Origin of the sequence: Pantoea sp. GM_Pan_4 (assembly GCF_026541005.1) — a bacterium.
GTDB lineage: Bacteria > Pseudomonadota > Gammaproteobacteria > Enterobacterales > Enterobacteriaceae > Pantoea > Pantoea dispersa.
Genome location: NZ_JALNUZ010000007.1, coordinates 94,463 through 120,049 on the forward strand (window position 1 = coordinate 94,463; position 25,587 = coordinate 120,049).

Below are 25,587 nucleotides of genomic sequence, written 5' to 3' on the forward strand. Positions count from 1 at the left end.
AGGGCTATTCCCCGTCGCGGCGCAATCATCTGCCCTCTTCTCCCCCTAAGCGATCCAGCAACCCGCTGCGCCGCTGCGTGCGCAACTGCACCGCACGCCGGAACACCGCTTCATCACTGAACAGCGTCAGCTGGCTGCGCGCCCGGGTAATGGCCGTATAAATCAGCTCGCGCGTCAGTACCGGCAGGAACTGAGCCGGCATCACCAGCGCGGTGTGGTCAAACTCCGAACCCTGTGATTTGTGCACCGTCATCGCCCATGCCGTGTCATGGGCCGGCAGGCGACTTGGCTGTACCGCTTTGATGCTGCCATCGGGCAGCGGGAAAAACACCTTGAGCAGCCCTTCCTCATCGAACAGCGTAATGCCGATGTCACCATTGAACAGGCCGAGCGCGCTGTCGTTACGCGTCACCATCACCGGACGCCCCTGATACCAGCGGCTGCCCCCTGCCGGACGCCGAATCAGCTGCAGCTGCATCAGCTTGTGCTCAATACGCTGATTGAGCCCCTGCACGCCAAATGGCCCTTCGCGCAGCGCGCACAGCAGCTGATAACGGCCAAACGCAGCAATCACCTCGGCTGGTGCGGCACGCTGGTTAATCAGCTGGAGAAATGGCCGATAGCCTTCGGCAATCTGCGTCAGCATCGCCTGATACGCTTCGGCATCGTTGAGCGGCTGGCGCACGATATCGCTGAAGCCCGCCTGAAAGGCCGCCTCGACCGCCTGCGCTTCGCCGGCGTTGACCGCCGCAGCCAGCTGACCGATGCCGGAGTGCTCCGCGAAACGGTAGCTTTTGCGCAGCAGGCAGATGGCATCGCGCACCGCCGGGGCCACCGCATCATCGGTGCCGGCAACATCGCAGCCGGTCAGCGTGGTGAGCTGCAACGCGCGCACCGGACTGTAGCCCGCCTCGGCACAGCGGCAGATATCCCCGAGTACCGCACCGGCTTCAACCGAGGCCAGCTGGTCGCGATCGCCGAGAAAAATCACCCGCGCATGAGCGGGCAGCGCGGCGATCAGGTTTGCCATCATGCCAAGATCGACCATCGAGGCTTCATCGACCACCAGCACGTCGAGATGCAGCGGGTTACCGGCGTGGTAGCGCAGGCGCTGCGTCTCCGGCTGGGCTCCAAGTAAACGGTGCAGCGTGGTGGCTTCTGCCGGAAAACGCTGGCGCTCCGCATCGCTGACGTCGAGACTGCGCAGCGCCTTACCCAACGACTCGGTGAGCCGCGCCGCCGCCTTGCCGGTAGGGGCGGCCAGCTGAATGCGCAGGGTTCCCTCACTGAGGCGAATCAGCGCCGCCAGCAGCTTCGCCACCGTGGTGGTTTTGCCGGTGCCGGGCCCGCCGGAGATCACCGCAGTTTTTTGCGTCAGCGCCACCGCCGCCGCAATTTTTTGCCAGTCCTCAGGCTGGCTGCCGAAAAAGGTATCCAGCACGCTGCGCACTTGTTCGGGCGCAAACAGCTGCGGCGCCGCCTGTGGCTGGAAGAAGCGCGCCACTTCCCCTTCGTGATGCCAGAGCCGGTGCAGATAGAGCCGGTTATCACGCAGCACCACCGGCGCCGGGCGATCGCTGGCGCTGAGCGCCTGCCAGTCCGCCAGCAGCGTTGGCCAGTCCTGCGGCTCGCCGGCGGCCTGCCAGATGGCGTGCGCCAGCTCCGGATGACGACCGCTGAACAGCGCTTCGCGGGTAAGCTGCGACAGCGGCAGACAGACGTGACCGTCACCGGCTTCCGCGCTGAGACAGGCAGCCGCCAGCAGATGCGCGGGCCGATCGTCGTCGGCCAGCAGCCGGGCAAACTGAATATCCAGCGCCCGCAGCAGGCGCAGTTCTGCCGCCTGTGCCAATAGCGTACTCATGCTACTCATGCTGCTGCTCCCGGCCCGCGAAACAGGCTATCCAGTTGTGAAACGAAATCTGACGTCGGTCGGGTATGGAACACCCCGTTATCTGGCGAGCTGCCATCCATGCCGCGTAAAAACAGATAGAATACGCCGCCAAAATGCTGTTCATAATCGTAATCCGTCAGGCGGTGCTGCAAATAGCGATGCAGTGCCAGCGTATACAGCTGATACTGCAAATCGTAACGGTGGTCGATCATCGCCTGCGCCATCGCCTGCGGTGTGTATGCCTGATGGCTCTCGCCCAGCCAGTTAGATTTGTAATCCAGCAGATAGTATTTGCCCTGCCAGCGAAATACCAGGTCGATGAAGCCTTTCAGCATGCCCTGCACCTGGCGGAAGTCGAGCGGCGGCGCCTGACGCGACAGCGGATCCTGCCGCATCAACGCGTCCAGCGCCGGTGCCGTCAGCAGTCCGTCAATCGGCAAATAGAACTCCATCTCGATCAGGCGATTGCCCGGTGTGATGTCGCTCAGCCGGATCCCTTCAGTGTTGAGCGGCGTGTTCACCACGCGGGTAATCCACTCGCTCAGCATCGGCTGCCAGTGCAGCGGATAGCCGCTCTGTTGCAACTGCTGTTCCAGCTGCGGCGCTGACGGCGGCTGGGTGAAGTCGAGCGATTCAAACAGCGTATGCAGGAAAGTCCCGGGCGCTGCGCCACGTGGGAAATGGTGCGGCGTCAGCGCGGCTTCCAGCACTTCCGCCTCGCGATCTTCCCCGACCGCTTCCGCATCGAAGCCCGGCATCACATCCAGCAGACGATGACTGCCGTGCTGCTGCAGCCCGGAGTAGCTGGTAACACGCCACGGATCGGCCAGCGCGCGCGTGACGCTGCGCGCATCCAGCTCATCGTCAACCTCGTCCAGCGCCTGCCAGCGTTCATGGCCCTGCGGCTGCGCCAGCACCACTTCGGTTCCGGTCACGCTGATGTCGTGCAGTAAACTCGCCAGCTGTTCTGCGGTGGCTGGCTCGCCGCGCTGCAGCAGGAAACCCAGCGCGCTTTTATGTAAATCGCTCTCGCCCTCTTTCTTGCGTGTGCCGCGAAACAGCGGTGCCACGCCGACGCTGCAGTGATACACCGAACGCGTCAGCGCCACGTACAGCAGGCGTAAATCCTCTGCCAGCCGCTCCTGCTCTGCCAGCGCCAGACTTTGCTCATCATTCTGCAAATCCAGCACCGCGTTGTAATGCTCGCGGTCGTGATAGAGCGCGATATCGGCCTCGCGGAAACCGGCGGCAAACGGCAGCCACACCAGCGGATACTGTAACCCCTTGGATTTATGGATGGTGACAATCTGCACCAGGTGGCGGTCGCTCTCCAGCCGCAGCTGCTGGCTGGCCGACTGGCTGTCCGGTCGGGCGATCTGCTGCGCCAGATAACGCACCAGCGCGTGCGGACTGTCGAGCTGGGCCGCCGCCTCCTGCAGCAGTTCGCCGAGGTGCAGCAGATCGGTCAGGCGACGCTCGCCATTCTCTGAGGCCAGCAGGTTTTCTGCCAGCTGGCGCTCCAGCATCAGCTGGCGCAGCATCGGCAGTACGCCACGCTGGTGCCACAATTGCTGCCAGCGGGCAAAGGTATCTACCAGCGCATCCCAGCCGCGTGCATCCTGATCCAGCGCGTCCAGCTGCGCGGCATCAAAGGCAAACAGCGACGTGGCCAGCGCGGTGCGCAGCATCCGCTCCTGCTCGGGCGCGAGGATCGCCTGCAGCAGCCACAGCAGTTCTCGCGCCTCGGGCGTGGTATACACGCTGTCGCGGTTGGAGAGATACACCGAAGGGATGCCGAGCTGATTGAGCGCGGCGCGAATCAGATTGGCTTCGTTCCGGCTGCGCACCAGTACGGTAATGTCCGAGGCCTGCACCGGCCGCTGGTCAGGCGTTTTGCCCAGCAGCGCGCGCTGTTGCTGACCCGCCTGCAGCCAGCGGCTGATATCGGCGGCGCACTGCTGCGCCATCAGCTGCTGGTATTCGCTGACGCTGCAGCCTGCGCCCGGCTGTAGCCAGAAGCGCAGCGCGGCCTGCTCCTCGCCGTCGATACTCAGCGACAAACGCTGATTGGGCGGCGCGGCATTGACCGGCAGAAACGGGATGTCCGCAAACAGAAACGGGGCAGGCTGGCGCATAAACAGCTGATTGACGCTCTCCACCATCGCCGGTGACGAGCGCCAGTTGGTATCCAGCGTGTAGTGCGCGTGAACTTCACTGCGCGCGCGGATATAGGTAAAGATGTCCGCACCGCGGAAGGCGTAGATAGCCTGTTTTGGGTCGCCAATCAGCAGCAGCGCATGCTGCGGCTGCTGTAAATAGAGCGTGCGGAAAATACGGTACTGCAGCGGGTCGGTATCCTGGAATTCGTCAATCAGCGCCACCGGAAAGCGCTGGCGAATCGCCTGCGCCAGCTGCTCGCCGCCGGGCTGTTGCAGCGCCTCGTCCAGCCGGCTCAGCAGATCGTCAAACCCCAGCAGCGCCTGCAGGCGTTTCTCTTTACGCACCGCGTGACGCACCTCCACCAGCGCGCGTGCAATCACCAAATCGCGCAGCGACAGCGGCTGCGCCAGGAATGTATCAATGGCGGCAAACAACGGGTGCTGCGGTGGCGCGCCCTTTTTAGTTTTTTCATTGAGCACCTGCTGACCGAAACGCGCCAGCTCGGCGGGAATCTGGTAATCCACGGTCTCGCTCTGCGCCCAGGCGCTGACTTTGCTGACCCACAGCGGCAGGTTTTTGCTGCTGTAGCTGCGCTTATCAACATCAGACTGCCCGACCAGCGTCAGCACCTCTTCGCCCAGCGCCCGCCACTGCGCTTTCATTTCGGCAATACGCGCCAGGTTGCTGCTGTGGCGTGATGTCAGGGTTTCACTGTCGTGCGGCGCCAGACGCAGGCTGGGCGACTCGCCCTGCAGCCACGGGCGCAGCGTCGACAATAGCTGTTCCGGCCCGCTCCATTCCGCAACGATGACGCGCGCAATATCCAGCGTCAGCGGATAGCAATGGCGCCGCCAGAAATCCGCCGTCGCCTGACGCAACAGCTGCTGTTCATCTTCAATCAGCTGCTGCTCGAACAGCATACCGGACTCAAACGCATTGAGATTGAGCATGCGCTGGCAGAAGCCGTGAATGGTGAATATCGCCGCCTCGTCCATCTGCCGTTCCGCCGCCAGCAGCAGCGAGGCCGCCTCAGCGGGCTGGGCAATGTCGGCCAGCAGCTGCATCAGCATCGGATTTGCGCTGACGCCGCGCAGACAGGCCAGCCGCAGCTCATGAATATTTTCCCGGATACGGCCGCGCAGTTCGGCGGTGGCGGCTTCGGTAAAGGTCACCACCAGAATCTCTTCCACCGACAGCGGGCGCGCATAGGCATTCGGTCCGCCAAGTCCCAATAGCAAACGCAGGTAGAGCAGACCAATGGTAAAGGTCTTACCGGTGCCGGCGGAGGCCTCAATCAGACGCTCACCCTGTAGCGGCAGCGTCAGGGGATTGAGCGATTCAGGGCGCTGACTCATGGCGCATCACTCTTCACGGAGAGCGACTGCTGCAGGCGGGCGACTTCATCCCAGGTGGTAAAGCCCGGCAGCGGCGCGTAATCCGCATCGTGGGTGCCATCGTGACTGCCGCCAATCTGCGAGATCATCGCCATGCCCTGCTGCGCCAGCACGGCCTGATGGAAAAAGTCAGCCAGGCTGGCCGGTGTCAGCTGCTGAATTTGCGCAATGGCTTTTTCGCGCGTATCAAACGCGAAGTTCTGGCGATTGAAATCACGGCTGTAACGGTTGGCTTCTTCATCCAGCGTTTGCGGGCGCTGTTTCAGATCGTTGATCAGTGCCTGCTGATACTGGGCGAAATCTTCCGCTTTCATGCTGCGCAGACGCTGTTCCGCCTGCGGATAGAACGCCTGGAAACGCTGCAGCAGATAAGCGGGCGCTTTACTGTTGCTTTGCAGCAGGAAGCCAATGCCCCACTGGCGACCAATCGGCATCTGATAAGCGAACACCGCATAGCCCAGCTGCTCCTCGGTGCGCAGCTGATTGTAGAACCACGGCTGCACAATCTGGCTCAGCATGGTGCTGTTAGCCATACTTTGATACTCGCTGTAGCCGAGCGGCACATACAGCGTCGCCAGCGCTGAGTCGGTGCTGCTGCCGGTTTTCTGCAGGTTGGCTTTGATCGGCTTATCCACCACCACATAATTGCTGTGCCAGTAACCGTGCCCCGTGCTGTGCAGCTGCTGTTTAAGCTCTTCGCCCAGCTGCCTGACGCGATCGGCCGACAGGTTGCCGACCACCATCATTTCCGGCGTGGCGTGCTGGATCAGCGCATCGCGGTAATCCATCACCTCCTGCAGCGTGATCTGTTTCACCAGCTGGCGTCGCGCCTCACGCTGGGTGTAGGGCAGCTGGGACAGCATTTGCATCGGCTGAATCGCCTGTTCAAACGCTTTGCCCTTTTCCGCTGCTTCCAGCCGATCCAGATACCAGGATTTCGCCTGCTCGAGCTGCTGCGCATCCGGCTGGAAGCTGGCGTAGCCTTCAACCAGCTTTTTCAGCAGCTCCGGCAGGCGCTGGGTGAAGCCGCTGGCATTGAACACCAGCCCGTCGTCCTCACCGGTAGAGAAGCTGATGCCGCCCACCGAAGCCTGCGAATTCAGCTCATCCAGCGCCAGGCTGGAGAGGTAGTCGTTGAGTCCAAACAACACCTGCTGGCGCGCATCGCTGATCGCGGATTTGTTTCGCAGTGCGAGCGTAATAGCGGCCTTCGGCTCGCTGGCGTAGAACTGGCTCGGCATCCAGTAGATGCGCATGCTGTCGCCATTGGTCAGCGCCACCGGATGATCGTAATGCTTACCGTCAGACGGGATGAGGGAGAAATCCGACGGAATGTAGGGATTCAGGGTCGGCAGCGACAGCGGAATCTGCTGCGCCTGCTGCTGCCAGGCGCTGAACTGCGCGGCGGTGATTTTATCCACCTGATAAGGCGCATTCACAAAGTAAGCCTGTTTGTTGTGCGGCTCAGCGGGACTGATGTACCAGATGCGGGCGTTCTGCGGCGTCATCTCAGCCAGACGGGCGCTGATCGCGGCCGCATCATAGCGGTCGGCCAGATAAGGCGCATCCAGGGTGTGCGTCACCGGCACGCGCAGCATGGTATCCACCAGCCACTCAATGTAATCCATATCGCGGGTAATTGATGGATAGCGGAAATCCAGCGCCAGCACGTGCGCGACTTCATCGAAATAGCGCTTGTCGATACCTTGTTTGCGCAGCATATCAAGGTAGCTGAATACCGCAGCCACCACGCGATCGCGCTGCGCCAGGCCTTTGTCGGTCAGCGAAACCGAGATGGCAAACACGCCGCTGTTGCGCTCGGTCATCGGATCCGCGCCGGCATTGACGCCATCCGCCAGTCCCTGCTGCTGCAACCAGTCGTTCAGGGTATTTTTGCTGCGGTTGCCCAGCAGATAGCTGATTAAGGTGTCGGTTTTGCTGCGGAACTGGTCGCTGTCGTTGGCGATGCGAAACTCAATTTTCAGCTGCTTGCGCGGCTGTGCTGGCACGTAATGAATGATGATGCCTTTCTGCGCATCGGTGACCACCGGCACGGTAATGTCCGGCACGCTGGCCTGATGATTGGCCACGCGACCAAAGGTCTGTGCAGCGATCGTCGCCATCTCCGGCAGCGGTTTGTTACTGTAAATCACCGCTTTCATCAGATTCGCCGAGTAGTGGCGGTGATAGAAATCGAGCAGCGCCTGATGCAGGTTGCTGTCGGGTTTGTCACTCAGAGTATCAAGGTTACCGCCCGAATAACGCGAACCGGGGTGCGCCGGATTGAGGGTTTCCGCGCCAACCTGCGCCATACGCAGCCCATCGCGCGAGCGTGCCATCGTCAGCTCAGCGTTAACCGCATGCCGCTCGCGGTCCGCATTGGTTGGGTCGAGCAGGGGTTGCGCAATTGCATCCGCCAGACGATCCACCGCCGGTTGCAGCGCATCGTTTTCGACTTCCAGATAAAACGCGGTGCGGTACGAGGCTGTGCTGGCATTGTGGCTGCCACCGTGCTTCTTGAGAAACTCCGCCAGGTTATCCGGCTGCGGATAATTTTTTGATCCCATCAGCACCATGTGTTCCAGATAGTGTGCCAGGCCCAGCTGACTGTCGGGATCGTCCAGAGAACCGATCGGTAACGTCAGCGCTGCCAGCGATTTCGGCGCGGCAGCATCTGACACCAGCAGCACTGTCATGCCGTTGCTCAGGGTAATGGCCTGATAACTGCGCGGATCGTGATCGCTCTTGCGGATGGTTTCATCAATCGGCTGCCAGCCGCGCCCGTCGTCGGCAAAGGCATTCAGCGCCAGCATGCTCAGCAGCAGCGCTCCTATCCAGCGTGCGTAAATCCGCATTTCAACCCCTTAACGTTACCCTTATCCGCCGGCGTTGCGCCGGTCGGGATACTCAAACACTTTCTTATAAGACGGTGGCTGCCAAGGTACAGGCCGCACTTCCGTTGCTATACATCATCCTGATGCGCGAGGCGCACCGGTAAATACCACTGACGCGCCGCAGCGATGATCTGCTGCTGCGTCGGCTCGTCCAGCGTGCGGCACAGGCGCTGCAGATAGGGATCGCTGCCCTCGCCTTCAACCTGGTAGCCGCCCTGCCACGCCTGCAACAGCTTGTTGAGCGCCTTTTTCTGCGTGGCGTCATCTTCCTGAAGCTGGCCGGATTTGCTGTCAAAGCTGGCGTCCAGCCAGGCGCCGCCGGATTTATTCAGCAGCAGCAGCGGCTGCGCCAGACCCGCCTCACAGGCGGCCACATATTCAGCCAGCTGCGCCTGCGCCTGGGCGGGAGCCACCGCCGCGAAGCGCCAGCGGCTCTGTTTGCGCCCGTACATGCGGCTGGTGCCGTTGCCGCCCAGCGCACAATACACCAGATGTTCCAGCCACAGCAGCAGGCCATCGTTGATGTTGAGCACGCCCGGACGCCAGCGTAGCAGCCCATCAGCTTGCACCTGAGTCAGCCAGCCGGTCAACTGCGTTGCGCCCAGCGTCAGGTTGACTTCCCAGCTCTCCGCCGGCAGCCGCTGCGCGCTCACTTCCGCCGCCACCTCCTGCATCTCTTCGGTCTGGCTTTGCCAGAAAAGTTCCCCGAACGCGCCGTAAGGCAGATTACCGGCGGCGCGGTGGTGCGCATACAGCTGGGCCGGATCGTCACCGTTGACCAGCGTATTGAGTAGTTCAGCGTTGATCTGATAGCGCTCCAGGCTGTCCGGTGCGAACGGTTCGCTGTCCGGCAGCTCGCTCTCTTCCATCCAGAAAGCCACGCCGAGGCGCTGCTGGAACCACGCCCGCACCGGATGACGCCAGAAGCGCAGCAGCTGCTCCAGCGACAGCGTGGTCAGCGGCTGAACCGGCAGCGGCTGAACAAATCCGGGCTGCGCCACGCCGCTGCCGGTCGCCGCCGGCAACCACTCTGCGGCGAAGCTCTGCACGTGGCTTCCCGGCTGAAAATTTTCCGCTGCAAACGGCATGCGGCTGTGCAGGCGTTGCAAATGTGCCCGCACCCGCTGCTCACTGACGTCCGGCTCACAGGCTTCATCGCCCGGCAGACAGAAGCTTTGCGCCAGATAATCCACCAGTTCAGTCACCAGCACCGAGGGATAGCGCTCGGTGTTGTCCTGAATCGCCCGGCCAATGTAGCTGATGTACAGCTGCTGCTGCGCCGAGATCAGCGCTTCAAGGAACAGATAGCGGTCATCATCACGCCGGCTGCGATCGCCTTTCCGCGTCTGCTGCTGCATCAGGTCAAAACCGAGCGGCGCCAGGGTGCGCGGATACACGCCGTCGTTCATGCCCAGCAGGCACACCACTTTAAACGGGATCGAGCGCATCGGCATCAGCGTACAGAAGTTGATCGGCCCGGCCAGGAAGCGCTGGCTGATGCGCTGCTGATCGAGGCGCGCACGCAGCTCATCGCGCAGCAGCGTGACCGGAATGGGCTGTTGGTAGGCGGCCTGCATCCCCTGTTCAATGATCTCCTGCCACTGCGTTTCGACCAGCAGCAGCGCCGCCTCGCTGTCAGCATCGCCGCTGAAGAAGCTGTCGATCAGCTCGCGGCACAGCGGCAGCCACTCGGCCAGGGTGCGCGTCTGCGCAAGGCGCGTGCGCCAGCTGTCGAGCCGCGCCAGTAGCTCGGCCAGATGACCCGCCAGCTCGGCGATCAGGCCGCTGGATTCGTCATACGGCAGAATGCCCTGCCAGTCACCGTTGCGGCTTTCCAGCGCGTAGCCCAGCAGCATACGCTGCAGGCCGAAGCGCCAGGTGTGCTGGCCGGTGACCGGCAGCGCCAGCGCTTCCACGCTGGCGTCATCCAGTCCCCAGCGGATGCCGGATTCCATCACCCAGCGGCGCAGCAGGCGCAGGCCGCTCTCCTCGACGGAGAAACGCTGTGCCAGCGCCGGCACCTCCAGCAGCGCCAGCACCTCTTCTGAGGCAAAGCGACTGTCCGGCAGAGCCAGCAGGCTGAGCAGCGCGAGGATGGCCGGATGCGCCTGACTGGCGCGCCGGTCAGAAATGGCGAACGGCAGATAGCGCTCAGGCGGCGCACTGGCAAAAGCCGCCTGAATAAAAGGCGCGTAGCTGTCGATGTCTGCCACCATGACGATGATATCGCGCGGCTTCAGCTCCGGGTCGGCTTCCATCAGCGCCAGCAGGTGATCCTGCAGCACTTCCACTTCACGCTGGGCGCTGTGACACACCTGCAGCGTGATGGAACGATCGTGTGGATCGAGCCGGCGCTTGTCCATGCTGTCTGCCAGCTCGCCAGCGCTAAGCCCAATCACCGCGCGATCGTCAAGATTGAGCAGATCGGCCTGCAGGCAGTGCAGCAGATTATCCGGTGACATCTCCACAAACGCATCGATGTCGTTGGCAGCTGACTCCATCTGGCTCAGCAGAAACAGGTTGTCGCGGCCCAGCTTGCCCCACGAGGCCAGCAGTGGATTGGTCAGCTGCTGCTCGCCCAGTTCGTTAAACAGCGCTGGCGCGGCATCCGGGTCGCGGAACAGCGGCTGCGTCTCCTGCGAATGCAGCCGCAGCCGCTGGCGGCTCTGCAGCTTCGCGAGGAAGGCGTAATCCTGAATGTCGCCCCAGTAGTGACGACAGGGATTGGTAAACAGCAGGTGAATATCAATGTGGCGGCCCAGCGCTTCCAGCGCCTGCAGATAAACCGGCGGCAGCGCAGAGATACCGCAGATGAAGACGCGCTGCGGCAGCCCCGGCGGCGGCGTTGACGCCTGCTCCAGCGCCTGGATAAACCGTGCATAGAGGTTGGCACGGTGCCACATCGGCTGACCGAGGCTGCGCGTGAATTCGACCAGATCGCGCCACAGCGCCGCCTGCCACTGCTGAGCGTCGCTCAGCCCGTCCACCTGTTCGCCGCGCTCCCAGCGGTTCAGCCAGTCGGACCGGTAGACCAGATACTGGTCGAACAGATCCGCCACGCGCGCGCTGAGCTGGTAGAGTTTGCGCTGATCGTCGTCGTCATGCAGATAGCTGCGCAGCGGCTGAAACGCCTCCTGCTCCAGCAGCACCGGCAGCCGGTGCATCAGCTTCCAGCTCATGCTGGCTTTGGTGAAAGCGCTCTCTTCCGGGATATCCGGCAGCACTTTAACGAACATGCTCCAGATAAAGCTGGCGGGCAGCGGAAAATCAATGTTGGCGGCAATGTTGAAGCGGTTAGCCAGCTCCATCTGCAGCCACTGCGCCATGCCCGGGCTCTGTACCAGCACCTGCTCAGCCGCGAGCGGATCGGCCAGCGGCTGGAGTTTTATCAGCTCTACCGCTAAGTCTTTCAATAAATCTAACCGATTGGAGTGGTAAACCCGGAACATAAAACTCCTTAAAGAAGGGAAAGCGCAGCCCGGTCACTCTACCCTTAATCGTCTGGCCTGCCTACCCGCCGGCATCACCTTCGCGGCAATTGAGCCGCGCCAGCGACGCCGTGCGCTGGTGGGGTCCGGTGACGGTAACGCGATCCAGCACGCAGCCGCCAGGTAGACTCTGCGGCTGGTGCACAATGTGCCAGCCGGCAGTATCACGCCCGAGCAGCGCCTGCCCGGCCACCTGCCACGCCTGGCGCTGCTGCCACTGCTGGCTAAATCCCAGCGCCAGTGCGCGATGATACTGCAGCAGCGTGCTAATGGTCATCGCCAGCAGCAGCATCGCGACCAGCGTTTCCGCCAGGCTAAAACCCTGCTGTCGTCTCTGGCAGCTGACACTGCTCCGCCTTTGCCAGCGGGCAGTAGTCGATCCAGCCATGCGGCTGTGGTTGCAGCTGACCGTTGCGCAGCGATACCCACTGATAGAGCACGAGCGCGCGTCCGGTGCCGCGCGCCGATAATAAGCCATGATTCTCCTCCTGCCGCAGCAGACAGCTTTGCCACGCGTCGGCCTGAGCGGTCTGACACTGCCAGCCCGCGGCCTGCGGCCAGTTTTGCTGCCGGCCCCACGTTAACGCTGCCTGCGCCTGCCAGAAATCCTGCTGATGCTGCTGCTCGTCGGCGACCAACGCCATGCCCTGCGCCAGTTGCGTGCGCGCGGCGTGCAGCGTGAGCCCGCCCATCAGCAGTAACATCACCACCATGCCAAGCGTGCTGTTGCCACGCTGCTTCACAGATTCAGCCCCTCCGCTATTATCGCCAGCTCTGCCTGCTGGCGGCCCGCCGTGGCGGCCAGCTGCAACAGCAGCCGCGAGCCCTGGCGCTCAACCCGGAAGGTGCTGAGCGTGAGGAATGCCGGATCGGTGATGCGCTCCCAGCCGTTGCTGTTGCACTCTTCCACGCCGCGCTGCATCTCAAGCTGTCCGTTGCGCAGACGATAGCCGTAATAATCGCTTTCACTGTGACCAACACCTTCCCAGCGTCCGTTACTGTTTTCGTCCCAGCGCAGCAGTACACAGCTGCCGCCGCTCACCAGCGTGAGCGCCGCACCGCTGCACTGACCGTGACAGTAACCGGCACGGCGCAGCGCTTTGGCCAGCGAGCCGGCAACCTGCTGCAGCTCCTGTTGCAGCTGGACCCGCTGCTGCAGGCGCAGGTTCTGTTCCAGCAGCAGCGGCAGAAAGCGGCCGACGCTGACCATCAGCACCGCGCCAATCGCCATGGCGATCAGCATCTCCAGCAGACTGAAGCCTCCCTGCGCTATTCGCATCCCTTCTCTCCCGGCTGGCAGACCCGGATGCGCGCCCGGGCGGAGAGGATGACGCGCCAGCGGCCAGCTGCGCTCTCCAGTTCGATACTGCCGGGCCGGGCCACATCGCGTCGGCCGTAAAAGCCCGGCTCGCCGAACAGTGCGGTGATGCGCACTTCGCGATAAGGCGGCCGGAACAGCCAGCGCGACGGCAGCTGACATCCTTCTGCGGGCTGCGGCCCGGTGCCGAGGCAGCCGTTTTCGCCTGGTTGCAGCCACAGGCTGAGGTCGCGGTTGTGCCAGCTGGCGTGCGCACGCAGCCGCAGCAAAAAGCTCTGCAGTTGCAGTACGCTGTCACGCAGTTGCTGATACTGTTGCCAGCGCTGCCAGCCCTGTAAGGCGGCGATGCTGAGGATGCCGGCAATCACCATAACCAGCAGCAGTTCCGGCAGCGTAAAGCCGGCGTTTTGGGTTCTGTTCATAACCGGCACTCTGCGCCTGCCGGACGAAAAGCAACAGCGGCAAACAGAGAAGATGGAAAGCGTGCCGCAGGAAAGTTATGCCCGGTGCAGACAACACCCTTTTTTTTGCGCGTCGGATTCAGAAAATCCCCGCAGAAGCGGACGGAGGCCAGGCAAAAAAAAGCCCTGCGCGATGGCAGGGCCTGATGCTAAAGAGCAGCAGATTACACGGCGACCGGCGCTTTGATCGCCGGATGCGGATCGTAGCCTTCGATCTCAAAATCATCGAACTGGTAATCAAAAATCGACGCGGGCTTACGCTTAATCACCAGTTTCGGCAGCGGTCGCGGTTCACGCGTCAGCTGCAGTCGCGCCTGTTCGAGATGGTTGCTGTACAGGTGCGTATCGCCGCCGGTCCAGACGAAATCACCCACCTCAAGATCGCACTGCTGTGCCACCATATGCACCAGCAGCGCATAGCTGGCGATATTGAACGGTAGGCCAAGGAAGATATCGCACGAACGCTGGTACAGCTGGCACGACAGCTTGCCATTCGCCACGTAGAACTGGAAAAACGCGTGGCACGGCGCCAGCGCCATCTGATCCAGCTCACCGACGTTCCATGCCGAAACGATAATGCGGCGCGAATCCGGATCGCGTTTCAGCTGCTCAATCACCTTGCTGATTTGATCGATCTCTTCGCCGGAAGCCTTGCCCCAGCTGCGCCACTGCTTGCCGTAAACCGGTCCCAGATCGCCGTTTTCATCCGCCCATTCGTCCCAGATGGTGACCTTGTTCTCTTTCAGGTAGCCGATGTTGGTGTCGCCTTTGAGGAACCACAGCAGCTCATGAATGATCGAGCGTAGATGCACCTTCTTGGTGGTGACCAGCGGAAAACCGTCCTGCAAATTGAAACGCATCTGGTGGCCAAAGATGGAGAGCGTGCCGGTACCGGTGCGGTCGGCCTTTTCTGCGCCTTCATTCAGCACATGTTGCATCAAATCCAGATACTGTTTCATTTTACCTCACGCGTTTGTTGCTGCGGGCGACGACGATACGCCCAGACCATCATAATCACTCCGGCCAGAATCATCGGGATCGACAGAATCTGACCCATACTGATACCGCCTTCGAACAGGCCAAGCTGGGCATCCGGCTGGCGGAAAAATTCCACGATAATGCGGAATGCGCCGTAGCCAATCAGGAACAGGCCGGAGACACTGCCCATCGGGCGCGGCTTGCGAATAAACAGGTTGAGAATGATAAACAGCACGATGCCTTCCAGACACAGCTCATACAGCTGTGACGGATGGCGCGGCAGCACGCCGTACGTGTTCAGCAGTTCCTGATACTGCGGGTTATTGGCCGCCAGCGCGAGGTCTTCGCTGCGCGAACCCGGGAACAGCATGGCGAATTTAAAGTCAGGCGCCACGCGGCCCCACAGTTCGCCGTTGATGAAGTTGCCGAGACGGCCAGCACCGAGGCCAAACGGGATCAGCGGCGCAATGAAATCAGAGACCTGGAAGAAGGTGCGTTTGGTACGGCGGGCGAAGATCAGCATCACCACGATCACCCCAATCAGACCACCGTGGAATGACATGCCCCCATCCCACACTTTGAACAGATAGAGTGGGTTGTCGAGGAACAGCGGCAGGTTATAGAACAGCACGTAGCCGATGCGGCCGCCGAGAAACACGCCGAGGAAGCCCGCGTACAGCAGGTTTTCAACTTCTTCTTTCTTCCAGCCGCTGCCGGGTTTGTTGGCGCGGCGCACCGCCAGCCACATAGCAAACACAAAGCCTACCAGATACATCAGGCCGTACCAGTGCAGCGAAACCGGTCCGATGGAGAAGATCACCGGATCGAATTGGGGAAATGAAATGTAGCCGTTAGTCATCTTTCACCATGTTTTTTCTGCCCGCAAATGGGCGTGGCTAAAGGGCCATACAATAAAAGGCTGCGCATCATAGCACAGCCGCTTTTCACAATTTCCGCAGAAATGTAAACAGTTAACGTCCGCCGCGAATCAGTCCGCCCAGGCCGCGCCGCTCCATGAAGGCCGACACCAGATGGCGCACTTCCGTTGCGGTGTGCGCCATCACGCCCTGCTGGCTCAGTTTCTGCGCCTCTTCATAATCGAGGTGGCGCAGCAGGTATTTGACGCGCGGAATGTTCTTGCCGTTCATGCTGAGATGGTGATAGCCCAGACCCACCAGCAGCGCGACGCACATCGGATCGCCCGCCATTTCACCACACAGGCACAGCTCCAGTTTGGCCTGGCGGGCTTCACTGGCGATGGTTTGCAACGCCCGCAGCATCGCCGGATGCAGCGAATCGTAAAGGTTGGCGACGCGGGTATTGTTGCGATCGACCGCCAGCAGATACTGGGTGAGATCGTTGGTGCCGACGGAGATAAAGTCCACGCGTTGCGCCAGATGCGGGATCAGGAACAGCATCGACGGCACTTCAATCATCACGCCAATACGCGGTTTTGGAATGGCATAACCGAGCATCTCTTCCACCTCGCGACCGGCGCGATCGATCAGACGCCGCGCCTCTTCGATCTCGTCAATATGACTGATCATCGGCAGCAGAATGCTCAGGTTGCCCGAGGCAACGTTGGCGCGCAGCATGGCGCGCACCTGCACCAGGAAGATCTCCGGCTGGTCGAGCGTCAGACGAATGCCACGCCAGCCGAGACAGGGGTTCTCTTCACTGATCGGCATGTAAGGCAGCTGTTTGTCAGCGCCGACATCCAGCGTACGCAGCGTCACCGGTTTGTCGTAAAACAGTTGCAGCATGCCCTGATATTGCGCCACCTGCTCCTCTTCCGACGGGAAGCCGCTTTGCAGCATGAACGGAATTTCGGTGCGATACAGGCCAATGCCGTCAACCCAGTTGTCGAGCGCCTGTTCGTGTTCCGGGCTGAGACCGGCGTTGAGCATCACCTGCACGCGCTCGCCGCTTTTCAGCTCGCCGGGCTGTTCCACCACATCTTCGGCCATTTTGCTCAGCGCGTTCTCTTCGCTGATCAGCCGCTGATACTCCTGCACCAGCACCGGCTCCGGATCGATCAGCACTTCGCCGCGATAGCCGTCCACGATCAGCAGCCGCTTGTTGAGCTGCGACGGCAGGATATCCGCGCCCATCACGGTCGGAATACCCATGGCGCGCGTGAGGATCGCCGCGTGCGAGTTGGCTGCGCCATCGCGCACCACTACGCCCGCCAGCCGCTCCTGCGGCAGCTCCGCCAGCGTGGTGGCGGTGAGTTCATCGGCCACCAGCACAAAGCGTTCCGGCCAGGCATTGGTACCCACCAGCGTGTCGTCAAGGTGGAACAGCAGGCGCTGGCCGAGCACGCGCAAATCTCCGGCGCGCTCGCGTAAATAGTGATCCTGCAGGCTGGCAAACTGTGCGGCAAACTTCTCGATCACCGTTTTGACCGCCCACTCGGCTACCGATCCGCGCTCGATCTCGGCAAACAGATCTTTTTTCAGTCGCGCATCGGTGAGCAGGTGCGAGTAGAGATCGAAGATCGCCGCGCTCTCTTTCTGCACGCTGGCCGCGAAACGCTTGCTGAAGCGGCGAAACTCGTTACCCGCCTCGCCCATGGCGACAATCAGGCGCTCGCGTTCACGCTGTGGATCGAGCGTAGAGGCGGCGGATACCTGGTCGAGCAGCGGCTGCGTTTCATCAACCCAGCCAGGTGCAACGGCGACGCCCGGCGCGGCGGCAATCGCTTTGACGCGCGTCTGGCGGAACTGACCGAACAGCTGGCCAAGCTGCGACTGCGACAGCAGCGCGGCCATCTGCGTGGCCAGCGTAACCAGAAATGACTCTTCGCTTTCGTCGAACTGACGATGCTCTCGCTGTTGCACCACCAGCACGCCGAGCAGCTGACGCCGGCTGATGATTGGCACACCCAGAAACGAGCGGTAGCGCTCTTCTTTGACGGAGGGAATGTATTTGAAGCTGGGATGACTTTGCGCATCGGCGAGGTTGATCGGTTCAGCCAGGCGGCCCACCAGCCCGACGATACCTTCGTCGAACGCCAGCGTAACCGTGCGGCCGCGCGGCTTTTTCAGGCCGCGCGTCGCCATCAGGTAGTAGCAACGCCGATCGTGATCGGCGAGGTAAACCGAGCAGACCTCGGTCTCCATCGCCAGGCATATTTCGTTGACCAGAATGTCGAGTGCTTCATTCAGACGCGGTGCACTCGCCACTTTTTCTACAATTTCGCGCAACTGAGTGAGCATAAAGGGCGTGGCCTATCCTCTTTTACGTCGATGGGCGGCGTTGTTATTGCGCTGCCCCGCACTCTCCTGCATAGACATCACCACGCCAGCGAATTCCTTCATGACGCGGCGATACACATCGCGCTTGAAAGAGACAACCTGACGTACCGGATACCAGAAGCTGACCCAGCGCCAGCCATCGAACTCCGGCGTGCTGCTGTGTTGCACATTGATATCCGCGTCACTACACATCAACTGCAGAAGAAACCACTTTTGTTTCTGGCCGATACACACCGGCTTTGTGTCCCAACGCACCAAACGTTTTGGCAACTTGTAACGTAACCAGTTACGGGTTGAAGCAAGTATTCGAACATCTTTGCGGTGTAAACCCACTTCTTCGAACAGTTCGCGATACATCGCCTGTTCAGCGGTTTCACCCGGATTGATGCCTCCCTGAGGAAACTGCCAGGAGTGCTGTCCAAAGCGCCTGGCCCATAACACTTGTCCTTGCCTGTTACAGATTACGATACCAACATTCGGGCGGTAGCCATCATCATCGATCACTGGACTACCTCAAAGCTAAATTTGAATAGCCTGATTGTTTCATACTCCTTACAGGCGGTAAACCACTGGATATCCGCGCCGCTGACCGGATAACAATGGGATAACTCACAGATAATAGCCATGTTATAAACAGACAGGGGCATTTAACGGCGATCTTATTCACCTTTTCTGTGGATAGCTTTGTGCAGAACACGGGAATGAGTTGAATAACCGCTTCGGAAAATTCTCATGGACGGCGGGGAGAATAGCACTAAAATCCCCATTTATCATAGCGATAGCCTGTTAACCCGTTCAGATAAACAGCGTGAAAGCCGGTTATTCTTCCCCACGCGGTTACCGCTGCTCAAAGATCCATCACCGTTGATTTTATCCACAGAGAATGTCCTAAACCTGGGCAGAGAATGGAAAAAAAGCGCGCAATTCGGCAAAGTCAAGGCTGTAAATGGAAACAGGGGTGGGCAAAACGTGGGGTTATCCCACTTTTCTGTGGATAACTGGGTTTAAGATCCTGTTCATTGTCGATAACAAACCGGGATAACCGCCTCTTACCCTGGTGAGCGCCAGGTCAATCGCGCTAAAAAAGCATGCTGAATCATGCTATTATCACGTTTACATTGTCCGGCACGGTGTGGACAACACGTGCTGACCTTTGCTGACCATATTTTGACCAATGCGAGTTTTATCATGAATTGCCCTGCCGCCTTGCCTGCTGCGCCCCGTAACGAAGCCGAACTGCTCCAGCGTGCCCAACAGCTGGCTGGTCAGAGCTTTGCCGCGCTGGCCGCGCAGCTTGGCCTGCCGATGCCTGCCGATTTACGCCGTGACAAAGGCTGGGTTGGCATGCTGCTGGAGCTGCTGCTTGGCGCCAGTGCCGGCAGTAAAGCCGAGCAGGATTTTGCGCATCTGGGTATTGAACTCAAAACCATTCCGGTCGACGCGCTGGGTAAGCCGCTGGAAACCACCTTTGTCTGCGTGGCACCGCTCACCGGCAACAGCGGCGTTACCTGGCAAACCAGCCACGTGCGCCACAAGCTGGCGCGGGTACTGTGGATCCCGGTGGAGGGCGATCGCGCCATTCCACTGGCCGAGCGCCGCGTGGGTTCGCCGCTGCTGTGGCAGCCGAATGCGCAGGAAGAGCAGCAGTTACGTGAGGACTGGGAAGAGCTGATGGACATGATCGTGCTCGGCCAGGTGGAGCGCATCAGCGCCCGCCACGGTGCGTGGCTGCAAATCCGGCCGAAAGCGGCCAACAGCAAAGCGCTGACCGAAGCCATCGGCGAACACGGCGAGCCGATCATGACGCTGCCGCGCGGTTTTTATCTCAAGAAGAGCTTTACCGGACCGCTGCTGGCGCGGCATTTTCTGCTGTAATTCCCGGTACAACCTCGCCCTTGCAGGATCGCTTTAGGCAGCGCCGCCTGCGCCGTGTATAATTCCCGTTTACTTTTCGTTTAGGAATGAAGGATTCATGTTTGACTGGATTGCTGATCCCAACGCCTGGCTGGCGCTGGGAACATTAACCATTCTGGAAGTGGTGCTGGGTATCGATAACATTATTTTCCTATCTCTGGTGGTCGCAAAACTGCCGCAGCACCAGCAAAACCGGGCGCGCCGGCTGGGTCTGATGGGGGCGATGTTGATGCGCCTCGGGCTGCTGGCCTCCATCGCCTGGGTGGTGAGACTGACGCAGCCGTTGTTTTCCATCATGGACCACGCCTTTTCCGCGCGCGATCTGATTCTGCTGTTCGGCGGCCTGTTCCTGCTGTGGAAGTCGAGCATGGAGATCCATGAAACCATCGAAGGCGGCGAAGAGGAGCATAAAACCAATGTGCACTCTTTCTTCGGCGCCATCGTGCAGATCATGCTGCTCGACATCATCTTCAGCCTGGATTCAGTGATCACCGCCGTCGGTCTGTCCGATCACCTGTTCATTATGATGGCGGCAGTGGTCATCGCGGTGCTGATGATGATGGTGGCCGCGCGCGCGATTGGCGAGTTTGTTGAGCGGCATCCGTCGGTCAAAATGCTGGCGCTGGCGTTTCTGATTCTGGTCGGCTTTACCCTGATCCTCGAGAGTTTTGGTATGCATGTACCAAAAGGTTACATTTATTTTGCGATGTTCTTCTCCATGGCGGTAGAGTGTCTGAACCTGATGCGCAGCAGGAAAAACAAAGCGTAACCTGTCAAGGGCGAGCGCATCTCGCCCTGTTATTTTAGGAATGATGCGATTACTCCAGCTGGCAAAAGCATTTATTACTACACTTTTGCTGTTGAAGTGGCTTGAGGGAGCTGAGAATGAAAGGGTTGGTAAGTGCAGTGGGCCTGCTGCTGGCGGCGCTGGCATTAAGCGGTTGCAGCAGTGATTACGTTATGGCCACCAAAGATGGCCGCATGATTATGACCGAAGGTAAGCCGTCGATTGATAAAGAAACCGGTCTGGTGCAGTACACCGACGAACAGGGCCATGTTATGCAAATTAATGGTGACGAGGTTTCCACCATCATTGAGCGTTAAGTGCCAAATTGCCTCGCCTGTACGCGTTTTCCCCCTGTGCAGGCGATTTCCCGAACTTTCCCCCCTTCCTTCTGCGCCACTTCACAGGCTATAGTCCCAGAGAACACAACATTCCGTTTCATAATGAAAAAAGGAAGCCGGCAATGCATTATCACCGTATCCCCCATAGCACGCTGGAAGTCAGTCAGCTGGGGTTAGGCACGATGACGTTTGGTGAGCAGAATAGCGAAGCCGACGCCCACCAGCAGCTTGATTACGCCGTTAGCCAGGGTATTAACCTGATTGATACCGCCGAGATGTATCCGGTGCCACCGCGTCCGGAAACCCAGGGCCTGACCGAAAAATACATTGGCAGCTGGCTGCAGAAGCGCGGCAGCCGCGACAAAATCATTCTGGCGAGTAAAGTCGCCGGCCCGGTGCGCGGCAGCGATGCGCTGATTCGCCCCAACCAGGCGCTGGATCGCAAGAACATCCGCGAAGCGCTGGACGCCAGCCTGAAACGCCTTAATACCGATTACCTCGACCTCTACCAGCTGCACTGGCCGCAGCGCCAGACCAACTACTTTGGCAAGCTCGGTTATCAGTACAGTGACAACACCGCCACCGTTACGCTGCTGGAGACGCTGGAAGCGCTGACCGAACAGGTGCGCGCGGGCAAGATCCGTTACATTGGCGTTTCGAACGAAACGGCCTGGGGCGTGATGCGCTACCTGCAACTGGCGGAGAAGCACGAGCTGCCGCGTATCGTCACCATTCAGAATCCGTACAGCCTGCTGAACCGCAGTTTTGAAGTGGGTCTGGCAGAGATTAGCCAGCATGAGGGCGTGGAACTGCTGGCCTATTCCAGCCTGGCCTTTGGTACGCTGAGCGGCAAATACCTCAACGGGGCGAAACCGGCCGGCGCGCGCAATACGCTGTTCAGCCGCTTTACCCGCTACAGCGGCGAGCAGTCACAGCAGGCGATTGCTGCCTACGTGGCACTGGCGAAACAGCACAACCTGGATCCGTCACAGATGGCGCTGGCCTATGTGCGGCAGCAGCCGTTTGTGGCCAGCACCCTGCTCGGTGCCACCACCATGGAACAGCTGAAGGTTAACGTGGAGAGTTTCAACCTGACGCTGAGCGGCGAGGTGTTAGAGGCGCTGGAAGCGATTCACCGCCAGTACACGTATCCGGCACCGTAATCTCCCTGGTGCGCGTTAACGCGCACCCTACAGGGTTTGTGTTACCCTCGCGTACCTGCTGTGGTTTTGGCGTAGGCGCCGGGCCAGGGTAGGGTCGCCATTCATGGCGACCTGGTCCCTTTCTGCGCCGCTCAGCGACGCGCTTTCCACCACAGCACGGCAATCGCCATGGCGAACAGCGCGCCGAAGCCCACGCCCGTCGCGACCGCCGGCGCACCCAGCTTAATCGCCACGGTATACAGCCCCAGCATCAGCAGCATCGCGCTGTTCTCACCCAGGTTTTGCACCGCAATCGCGTTGCCAGAACCCACGGTATCTTTGCCGCGCTCCTGCAACAGCGCGTTGAGCGGCACCACAAAGAAGCCGCCAAGCGCACCAATCAGCATCAGTAGCAGATACGCATTCAGCAGGCTATGCTGCAGCGAGAACAGCACCACCATCACGCCAATCAGCACGCCGGCCGGCATGCAGCGCCGCACCGTTTGCAGCGTGACCAGTTTTGCCGCCGCGGCCGCGCCGATAACGATACCGATCGCCACCATGGCATTTAGCGTGGTCGGCGTTTTGTTGTCCGTGATGCCGAGCGCCACCGGTACCCACAACACCAGCAGGAAGCGCAGCGTGACGCCGGCACCCCAGAACAGGCTGGTGCCGAGCAGCGAGAAGCGGGTTTCACCGTTACGCCACAGCAGCTGTGCCGAGGCGATAAAGCTGCGCAGCATCGCGCCAGCGTGCCAGCTCTGGCCGGGGCGCGCTGCCTGCAGACGCGGAATGAACAGGTTCGCCACCACCGCCAGTGCGTAAGTGAGTGCACACACCACCAGTGCTGCCAGCAGATGCCAGTCGGCGAGCACGCCGCCTGCCACCGAGCCGAGCAGAATCGCCGCGATAGTCGACGACTCCATCAGCCCGTTGGCTTTCACCAGCCGCGCGCCGCTGGTGATCTCCGTCAGGATGCCGTATTTCGCCGGCGAATACGCCGCCGCGCCGACACCCACCAGCGTGTAGCCGAGAAACGGATTAAAGCCGAAGCAGATCACCAGCGCACCGAGCAGCTTAAGGCTGTTGGCAAACATCATCACCCGCCCTTTGGCAAAGCTGTCGGCCATCTGCCCGACAAACGGCGCGAGCAGAATGTAAGTGGCCACAAACAGCATCTGCAGGATCGGCTGGCTCCAGTCCGGATAGAACTGACTTTTCAGCAGCGCCAGCGTGGCGAACAGCAGCGCGTTGTCGCCAAAGGCAGAGAAAAACTGTGCCACGATCACCGCCAGCATACTGCGCGACAGCAACGGAGCGTCCGGATTCACCGACTGACTCATGCCCGCTCCTCTTCTGCCAGCTGTTTCAGGCTGACGTAGTCTGGTTTACCGCTGCCCAGCATCGGCAGCTGTTTCATGTAGCGAATGTCGCGCGGCACGGCCAGCTCTGGCGCACCCATCTCACGCGCGGCCTGCTGCAGCCGCTCGCGGCTGAGTTCACTGTCGGTGGTAAACAGCACCAGCGCTTCACCGCGCTGGCCATCGGGCCGCAGCGACGCCGCGTGCTGTTTCTCCGCCGAGGCTTTCAGGGCAATCTGCTCCACGCTCTCCAGCGACACCATCTCACCAGCGATTTTGGCGAAGCGTTTAGCGCGCCCCTGAATCTGACAGAAACCGCCCTCGTCAAAGCTGACAATATCCCCGGTATCGTACCAGCCGGCTTCCTGTTCGCCCTCGCCGTTATCCGCCACCGGTGGCTCCAGCACGCCGGGGTTTTCCACCCGCAGGTAGCCGTTCATCACATTCGGACCGCGCAGCTGTAGTCGTCCGCCCTGCTCAATGCCCGGTACCGCAATCAGACGTGAATCCATGCCCGGCAGAATACGGCCGACGGTATGCGATTTGGCGGCCATCGGTACGTTGATTGCCACCACTGGCGCACACTCGGTCACGCCGTAACCTTCGAGGATGCGGATGCCGTACTTATACATGTAGATCTGGCGCGTGCCTTCCTGCAGCTTCTCGGCACCGGCCACCACGTAGCGCAGCCGGGCGAAATCGTACGGGCTGGCAAAGCGCGCATAGTTGCCGAGGAAGGTGGAGGTGCCAAACAGCACGGTGCAGTTACGGTCATACACCAGCTCCGGCACGATGCGATAGTGCAGCGGGCTGGGATAGAGGAATACCTGCGCACCGGTCAGCAGCGGCGTGAACAGCCCGACGGTGAGGCCGAAGGCGTGGAACAGCGGCAGCGCCGACATAAAGCGGTCGCGCGGGGTGAAATCCGCCACGGTGCGAATCTGCTCCACGTTCGCCAGCAGGCTTTTGTGCGAGTGCACCACACCTTTGGGATTGCCTTCCGAGCCGGAGGTAAACAGCACCATGGCCGCGTCTTCTGGCTGCTGCGCAACCTGTGCCCGGCGTGGCAGCAGCAGGTGCGCGAGGATCCACAGTTTGTCCTGCAGCGTGACGGTATCCTTCAGATCCTCCAGATAGATCCACTGCACCTCCGTCAGCCCCTGCGGCAGGTGCCACAGGTTGCCCTTCTCGAGGAACTGGCGCGAGGTAAACACGGTTTTCACCTGCGAGGCGGTCAGCGCCGCGCGCATGCCGTTGATGCCGGCGGTGTAGTTGAGCATCGCCGGCACGCGCCCGCGCAGTGAAGCCCCCAGAATCGCCGCCGCGGTCACCGTGGCATTCGGCAGCAGCAGGCCTACGAATTCGCCCTGCTGGCTGTAGCGCTCCAGAATGCGTCCGACGCCGAGCGCTTTTTTCAGCAGCCCGGTGTAGCTGTCCGGCTTAAAGTTGATGTCTTCGATGCAGGCTTTACTCAGCCCGTAACGGGTGCGCGCATTGAGAAAAGCGTCGAACAGCGTTTCGCGCGGGCGCACCGCCATGCGCGCTTCCATCATCACATGATGTAAATGCTCACCGGCCAGCACGCGGCGGTCGCGCGCGCGTTTCGCTTCCGGCATGGGAATTACCGTGGCCGGCAGCACCGTCAGGGTAATGCGCGGGAACAGGCGGCGTTTAAACACCCCGGCCAGGCGGCCAAACGGCGTGTACTCTGCGCCTTCAATGCGCATCGGCACCACGGTGGCGGCGGATTTCGCAGCGACGAAGCCAGCGCCGCTGTAGATTTTCATCAATGAGCCGGTGACGGTAATGCGCCCTTCCGGAAAGATCACCACCGGACGCCCTTCGTTGATCATGCGCACCAGATGTTTGATCGACATCGGTTTAGTGGGGTCGAGCGGCACGAAGTCGATGACCGGCCTGAGCAGGCGCATATACCACTGTTCGCTGATCGAAGAGTAGACGGCGAACACCGGTTTGATGGGCAGAAACAGCGCCAGCAGCACGCCATCGAGAAACGACATATGGTTTGGCGTGATCAGCACTTTTTCTTTGTGCAGGGCAGTCAGATCGCCACGCAGCTCAACGCGCCATAACAGGCGACAGAGGAAACGCAGAACGGTAAATAGCATGCCAGCTCCTTAGCAGCGGTAAAAAATGGTTCTTACCTTGCAGGATCCGGGGATGTTCGACAAGTAGCGCAG

The 25,587-nt window shown here is 60.7% G+C and carries 18 protein-coding genes; 4 read left to right on the top strand and 14 right to left on the bottom strand.

Annotated features, from left to right (window positions below):
* Positions 1 to 25: 25 nt before the first annotated feature.
* From recD to rppH, 12 genes are all read right to left on the bottom strand, one after another.
* Complete coding sequence (recD, locus tag OXR61_RS15495) at positions 26 to 1,873, bottom strand: exodeoxyribonuclease V subunit alpha (protein WP_031279507.1); 1,848 nt, start codon at positions 1,871 to 1,873, stop codon at positions 26 to 28.
* On the bottom strand, positions 1,870 to 5,409 hold the full coding sequence (recB, locus tag OXR61_RS15500; RefSeq protein ID WP_021506710.1) for an exodeoxyribonuclease V subunit beta: 3,540 nt from the start codon (positions 5,407 to 5,409) through the stop codon (positions 1,870 to 1,872). Before recB ends, recD begins: the two co-directional genes overlap by 4 nt.
* Entirely contained in the window at positions 5,406 to 8,303 is a 2,898-nt protein-coding gene (gene ptrA, locus OXR61_RS15505; RefSeq protein WP_021506709.1) for a pitrilysin, read from the bottom strand. Before ptrA ends, recB begins: the two co-directional genes overlap by 4 nt.
* Positions 8,304 to 8,410: 107 nt before the next feature.
* A complete protein-coding gene (gene recC, locus OXR61_RS15510) occupies positions 8,411 to 11,791 on the bottom strand; it encodes an exodeoxyribonuclease V subunit gamma (protein ID WP_021506708.1) in 3,381 nt (1,126 codons plus the stop codon).
* A gap of 61 nt (positions 11,792 to 11,852) precedes the next feature.
* Positions 11,853 to 12,143 carry a prepilin-type N-terminal cleavage/methylation domain-containing protein gene (locus OXR61_RS15515; RefSeq protein ID WP_230857086.1) on the bottom strand — a complete coding sequence of 97 codons (291 nt, stop codon included), beginning with the start codon at positions 12,141 to 12,143 and terminating at the stop codon, positions 11,853 to 11,855.
* A 1-nt stretch (position 12,144) separates the two neighbouring features.
* On the bottom strand, positions 12,145 to 12,573 hold the full coding sequence (locus OXR61_RS15520) for a DUF2509 family protein (protein ID WP_021506707.1): 429 nt from the start codon (positions 12,571 to 12,573) through the stop codon (positions 12,145 to 12,147).
* Positions 12,570 to 13,109: a prepilin peptidase-dependent protein gene (locus OXR61_RS15525; protein WP_031279500.1), complete on the bottom strand. Its 540-nt coding sequence runs from the start codon at positions 13,107 to 13,109 to the stop codon at positions 12,570 to 12,572. Before OXR61_RS15525 ends, OXR61_RS15520 begins: the two co-directional genes overlap by 4 nt.
* Complete coding sequence (locus tag OXR61_RS15530; protein WP_021506705.1) at positions 13,100 to 13,570, bottom strand: prepilin-type N-terminal cleavage/methylation domain-containing protein; 471 nt, start codon at positions 13,568 to 13,570, stop codon at positions 13,100 to 13,102. Before OXR61_RS15530 ends, OXR61_RS15525 begins: the two co-directional genes overlap by 10 nt.
* A gap of 203 nt (positions 13,571 to 13,773) precedes the next feature.
* Positions 13,774 to 14,568 carry a thymidylate synthase gene (gene thyA / locus OXR61_RS15535; RefSeq protein ID WP_021506704.1) on the bottom strand — a complete coding sequence of 265 codons (795 nt, stop codon included), beginning with the start codon at positions 14,566 to 14,568 and terminating at the stop codon, positions 13,774 to 13,776.
* Positions 14,565 to 15,446 (bottom strand): prolipoprotein diacylglyceryl transferase, encoded by an 882-nt coding sequence (gene lgt, locus OXR61_RS15540; RefSeq protein WP_021506703.1) that lies wholly within the window; start codon positions 15,444 to 15,446, stop codon positions 14,565 to 14,567. Before lgt ends, thyA begins: the two co-directional genes overlap by 4 nt.
* A gap of 112 nt (positions 15,447 to 15,558) precedes the next feature.
* Positions 15,559 to 17,805 carry a phosphoenolpyruvate--protein phosphotransferase gene (ptsP, locus tag OXR61_RS15545; RefSeq protein WP_058757064.1) on the bottom strand — a complete coding sequence of 749 codons (2,247 nt, stop codon included), beginning with the start codon at positions 17,803 to 17,805 and terminating at the stop codon, positions 15,559 to 15,561.
* 12 nt (positions 17,806 to 17,817) lie between these two features.
* Positions 17,818 to 18,348, bottom strand: a complete 531-nt coding sequence (gene rppH, locus OXR61_RS15550) for an RNA pyrophosphohydrolase (RefSeq protein ID WP_031279497.1) — start codon at positions 18,346 to 18,348, stop codon at positions 17,818 to 17,820.
* Between the two features lie 684 nt (positions 18,349 to 19,032).
* Between rppH and mutH the strand changes: the two genes are divergently transcribed.
* From mutH to OXR61_RS15570, 4 genes are all read left to right on the top strand, one after another.
* Positions 19,033 to 19,719, top strand: a complete 687-nt coding sequence (gene mutH / locus OXR61_RS15555) for a DNA mismatch repair endonuclease MutH (protein ID WP_031279494.1) — start codon at positions 19,033 to 19,035, stop codon at positions 19,717 to 19,719.
* 97 nt (positions 19,720 to 19,816) lie between these two features.
* Positions 19,817 to 20,527 carry a TerC family protein gene (locus OXR61_RS15560; RefSeq protein ID WP_021506699.1) on the top strand — a complete coding sequence of 237 codons (711 nt, stop codon included), beginning with the start codon at positions 19,817 to 19,819 and terminating at the stop codon, positions 20,525 to 20,527.
* A 116-nt stretch (positions 20,528 to 20,643) separates the two neighbouring features.
* On the top strand, positions 20,644 to 20,862 hold the full coding sequence (locus OXR61_RS15565) for a YgdI/YgdR family lipoprotein (protein WP_021506698.1): 219 nt from the start codon (positions 20,644 to 20,646) through the stop codon (positions 20,860 to 20,862).
* 143 nt (positions 20,863 to 21,005) lie between these two features.
* On the top strand, positions 21,006 to 22,046 hold the full coding sequence (locus tag OXR61_RS15570; protein ID WP_021506697.1) for an NADP(H)-dependent aldo-keto reductase: 1,041 nt from the start codon (positions 21,006 to 21,008) through the stop codon (positions 22,044 to 22,046).
* Positions 22,047 to 22,177: 131 nt separating this feature from the next.
* On the opposite strand, the gene lplT is transcribed toward OXR61_RS15570, so the two are convergent.
* Together lplT and aas are read right to left on the bottom strand one after the other, a co-directional pair.
* A complete protein-coding gene (lplT, locus tag OXR61_RS15575) occupies positions 22,178 to 23,368 on the bottom strand; it encodes a lysophospholipid transporter LplT (RefSeq protein ID WP_021506696.1) in 1,191 nt (396 codons plus the stop codon).
* Positions 23,365 to 25,515 (bottom strand): bifunctional acyl-ACP--phospholipid O-acyltransferase/long-chain-fatty-acid--ACP ligase, encoded by a 2,151-nt coding sequence (gene aas / locus OXR61_RS15580; protein ID WP_021506695.1) that lies wholly within the window; start codon positions 25,513 to 25,515, stop codon positions 23,365 to 23,367. Before aas ends, lplT begins: the two co-directional genes overlap by 4 nt.
* Between the last annotated feature and the right edge of the window lie 72 nt (positions 25,516 to 25,587).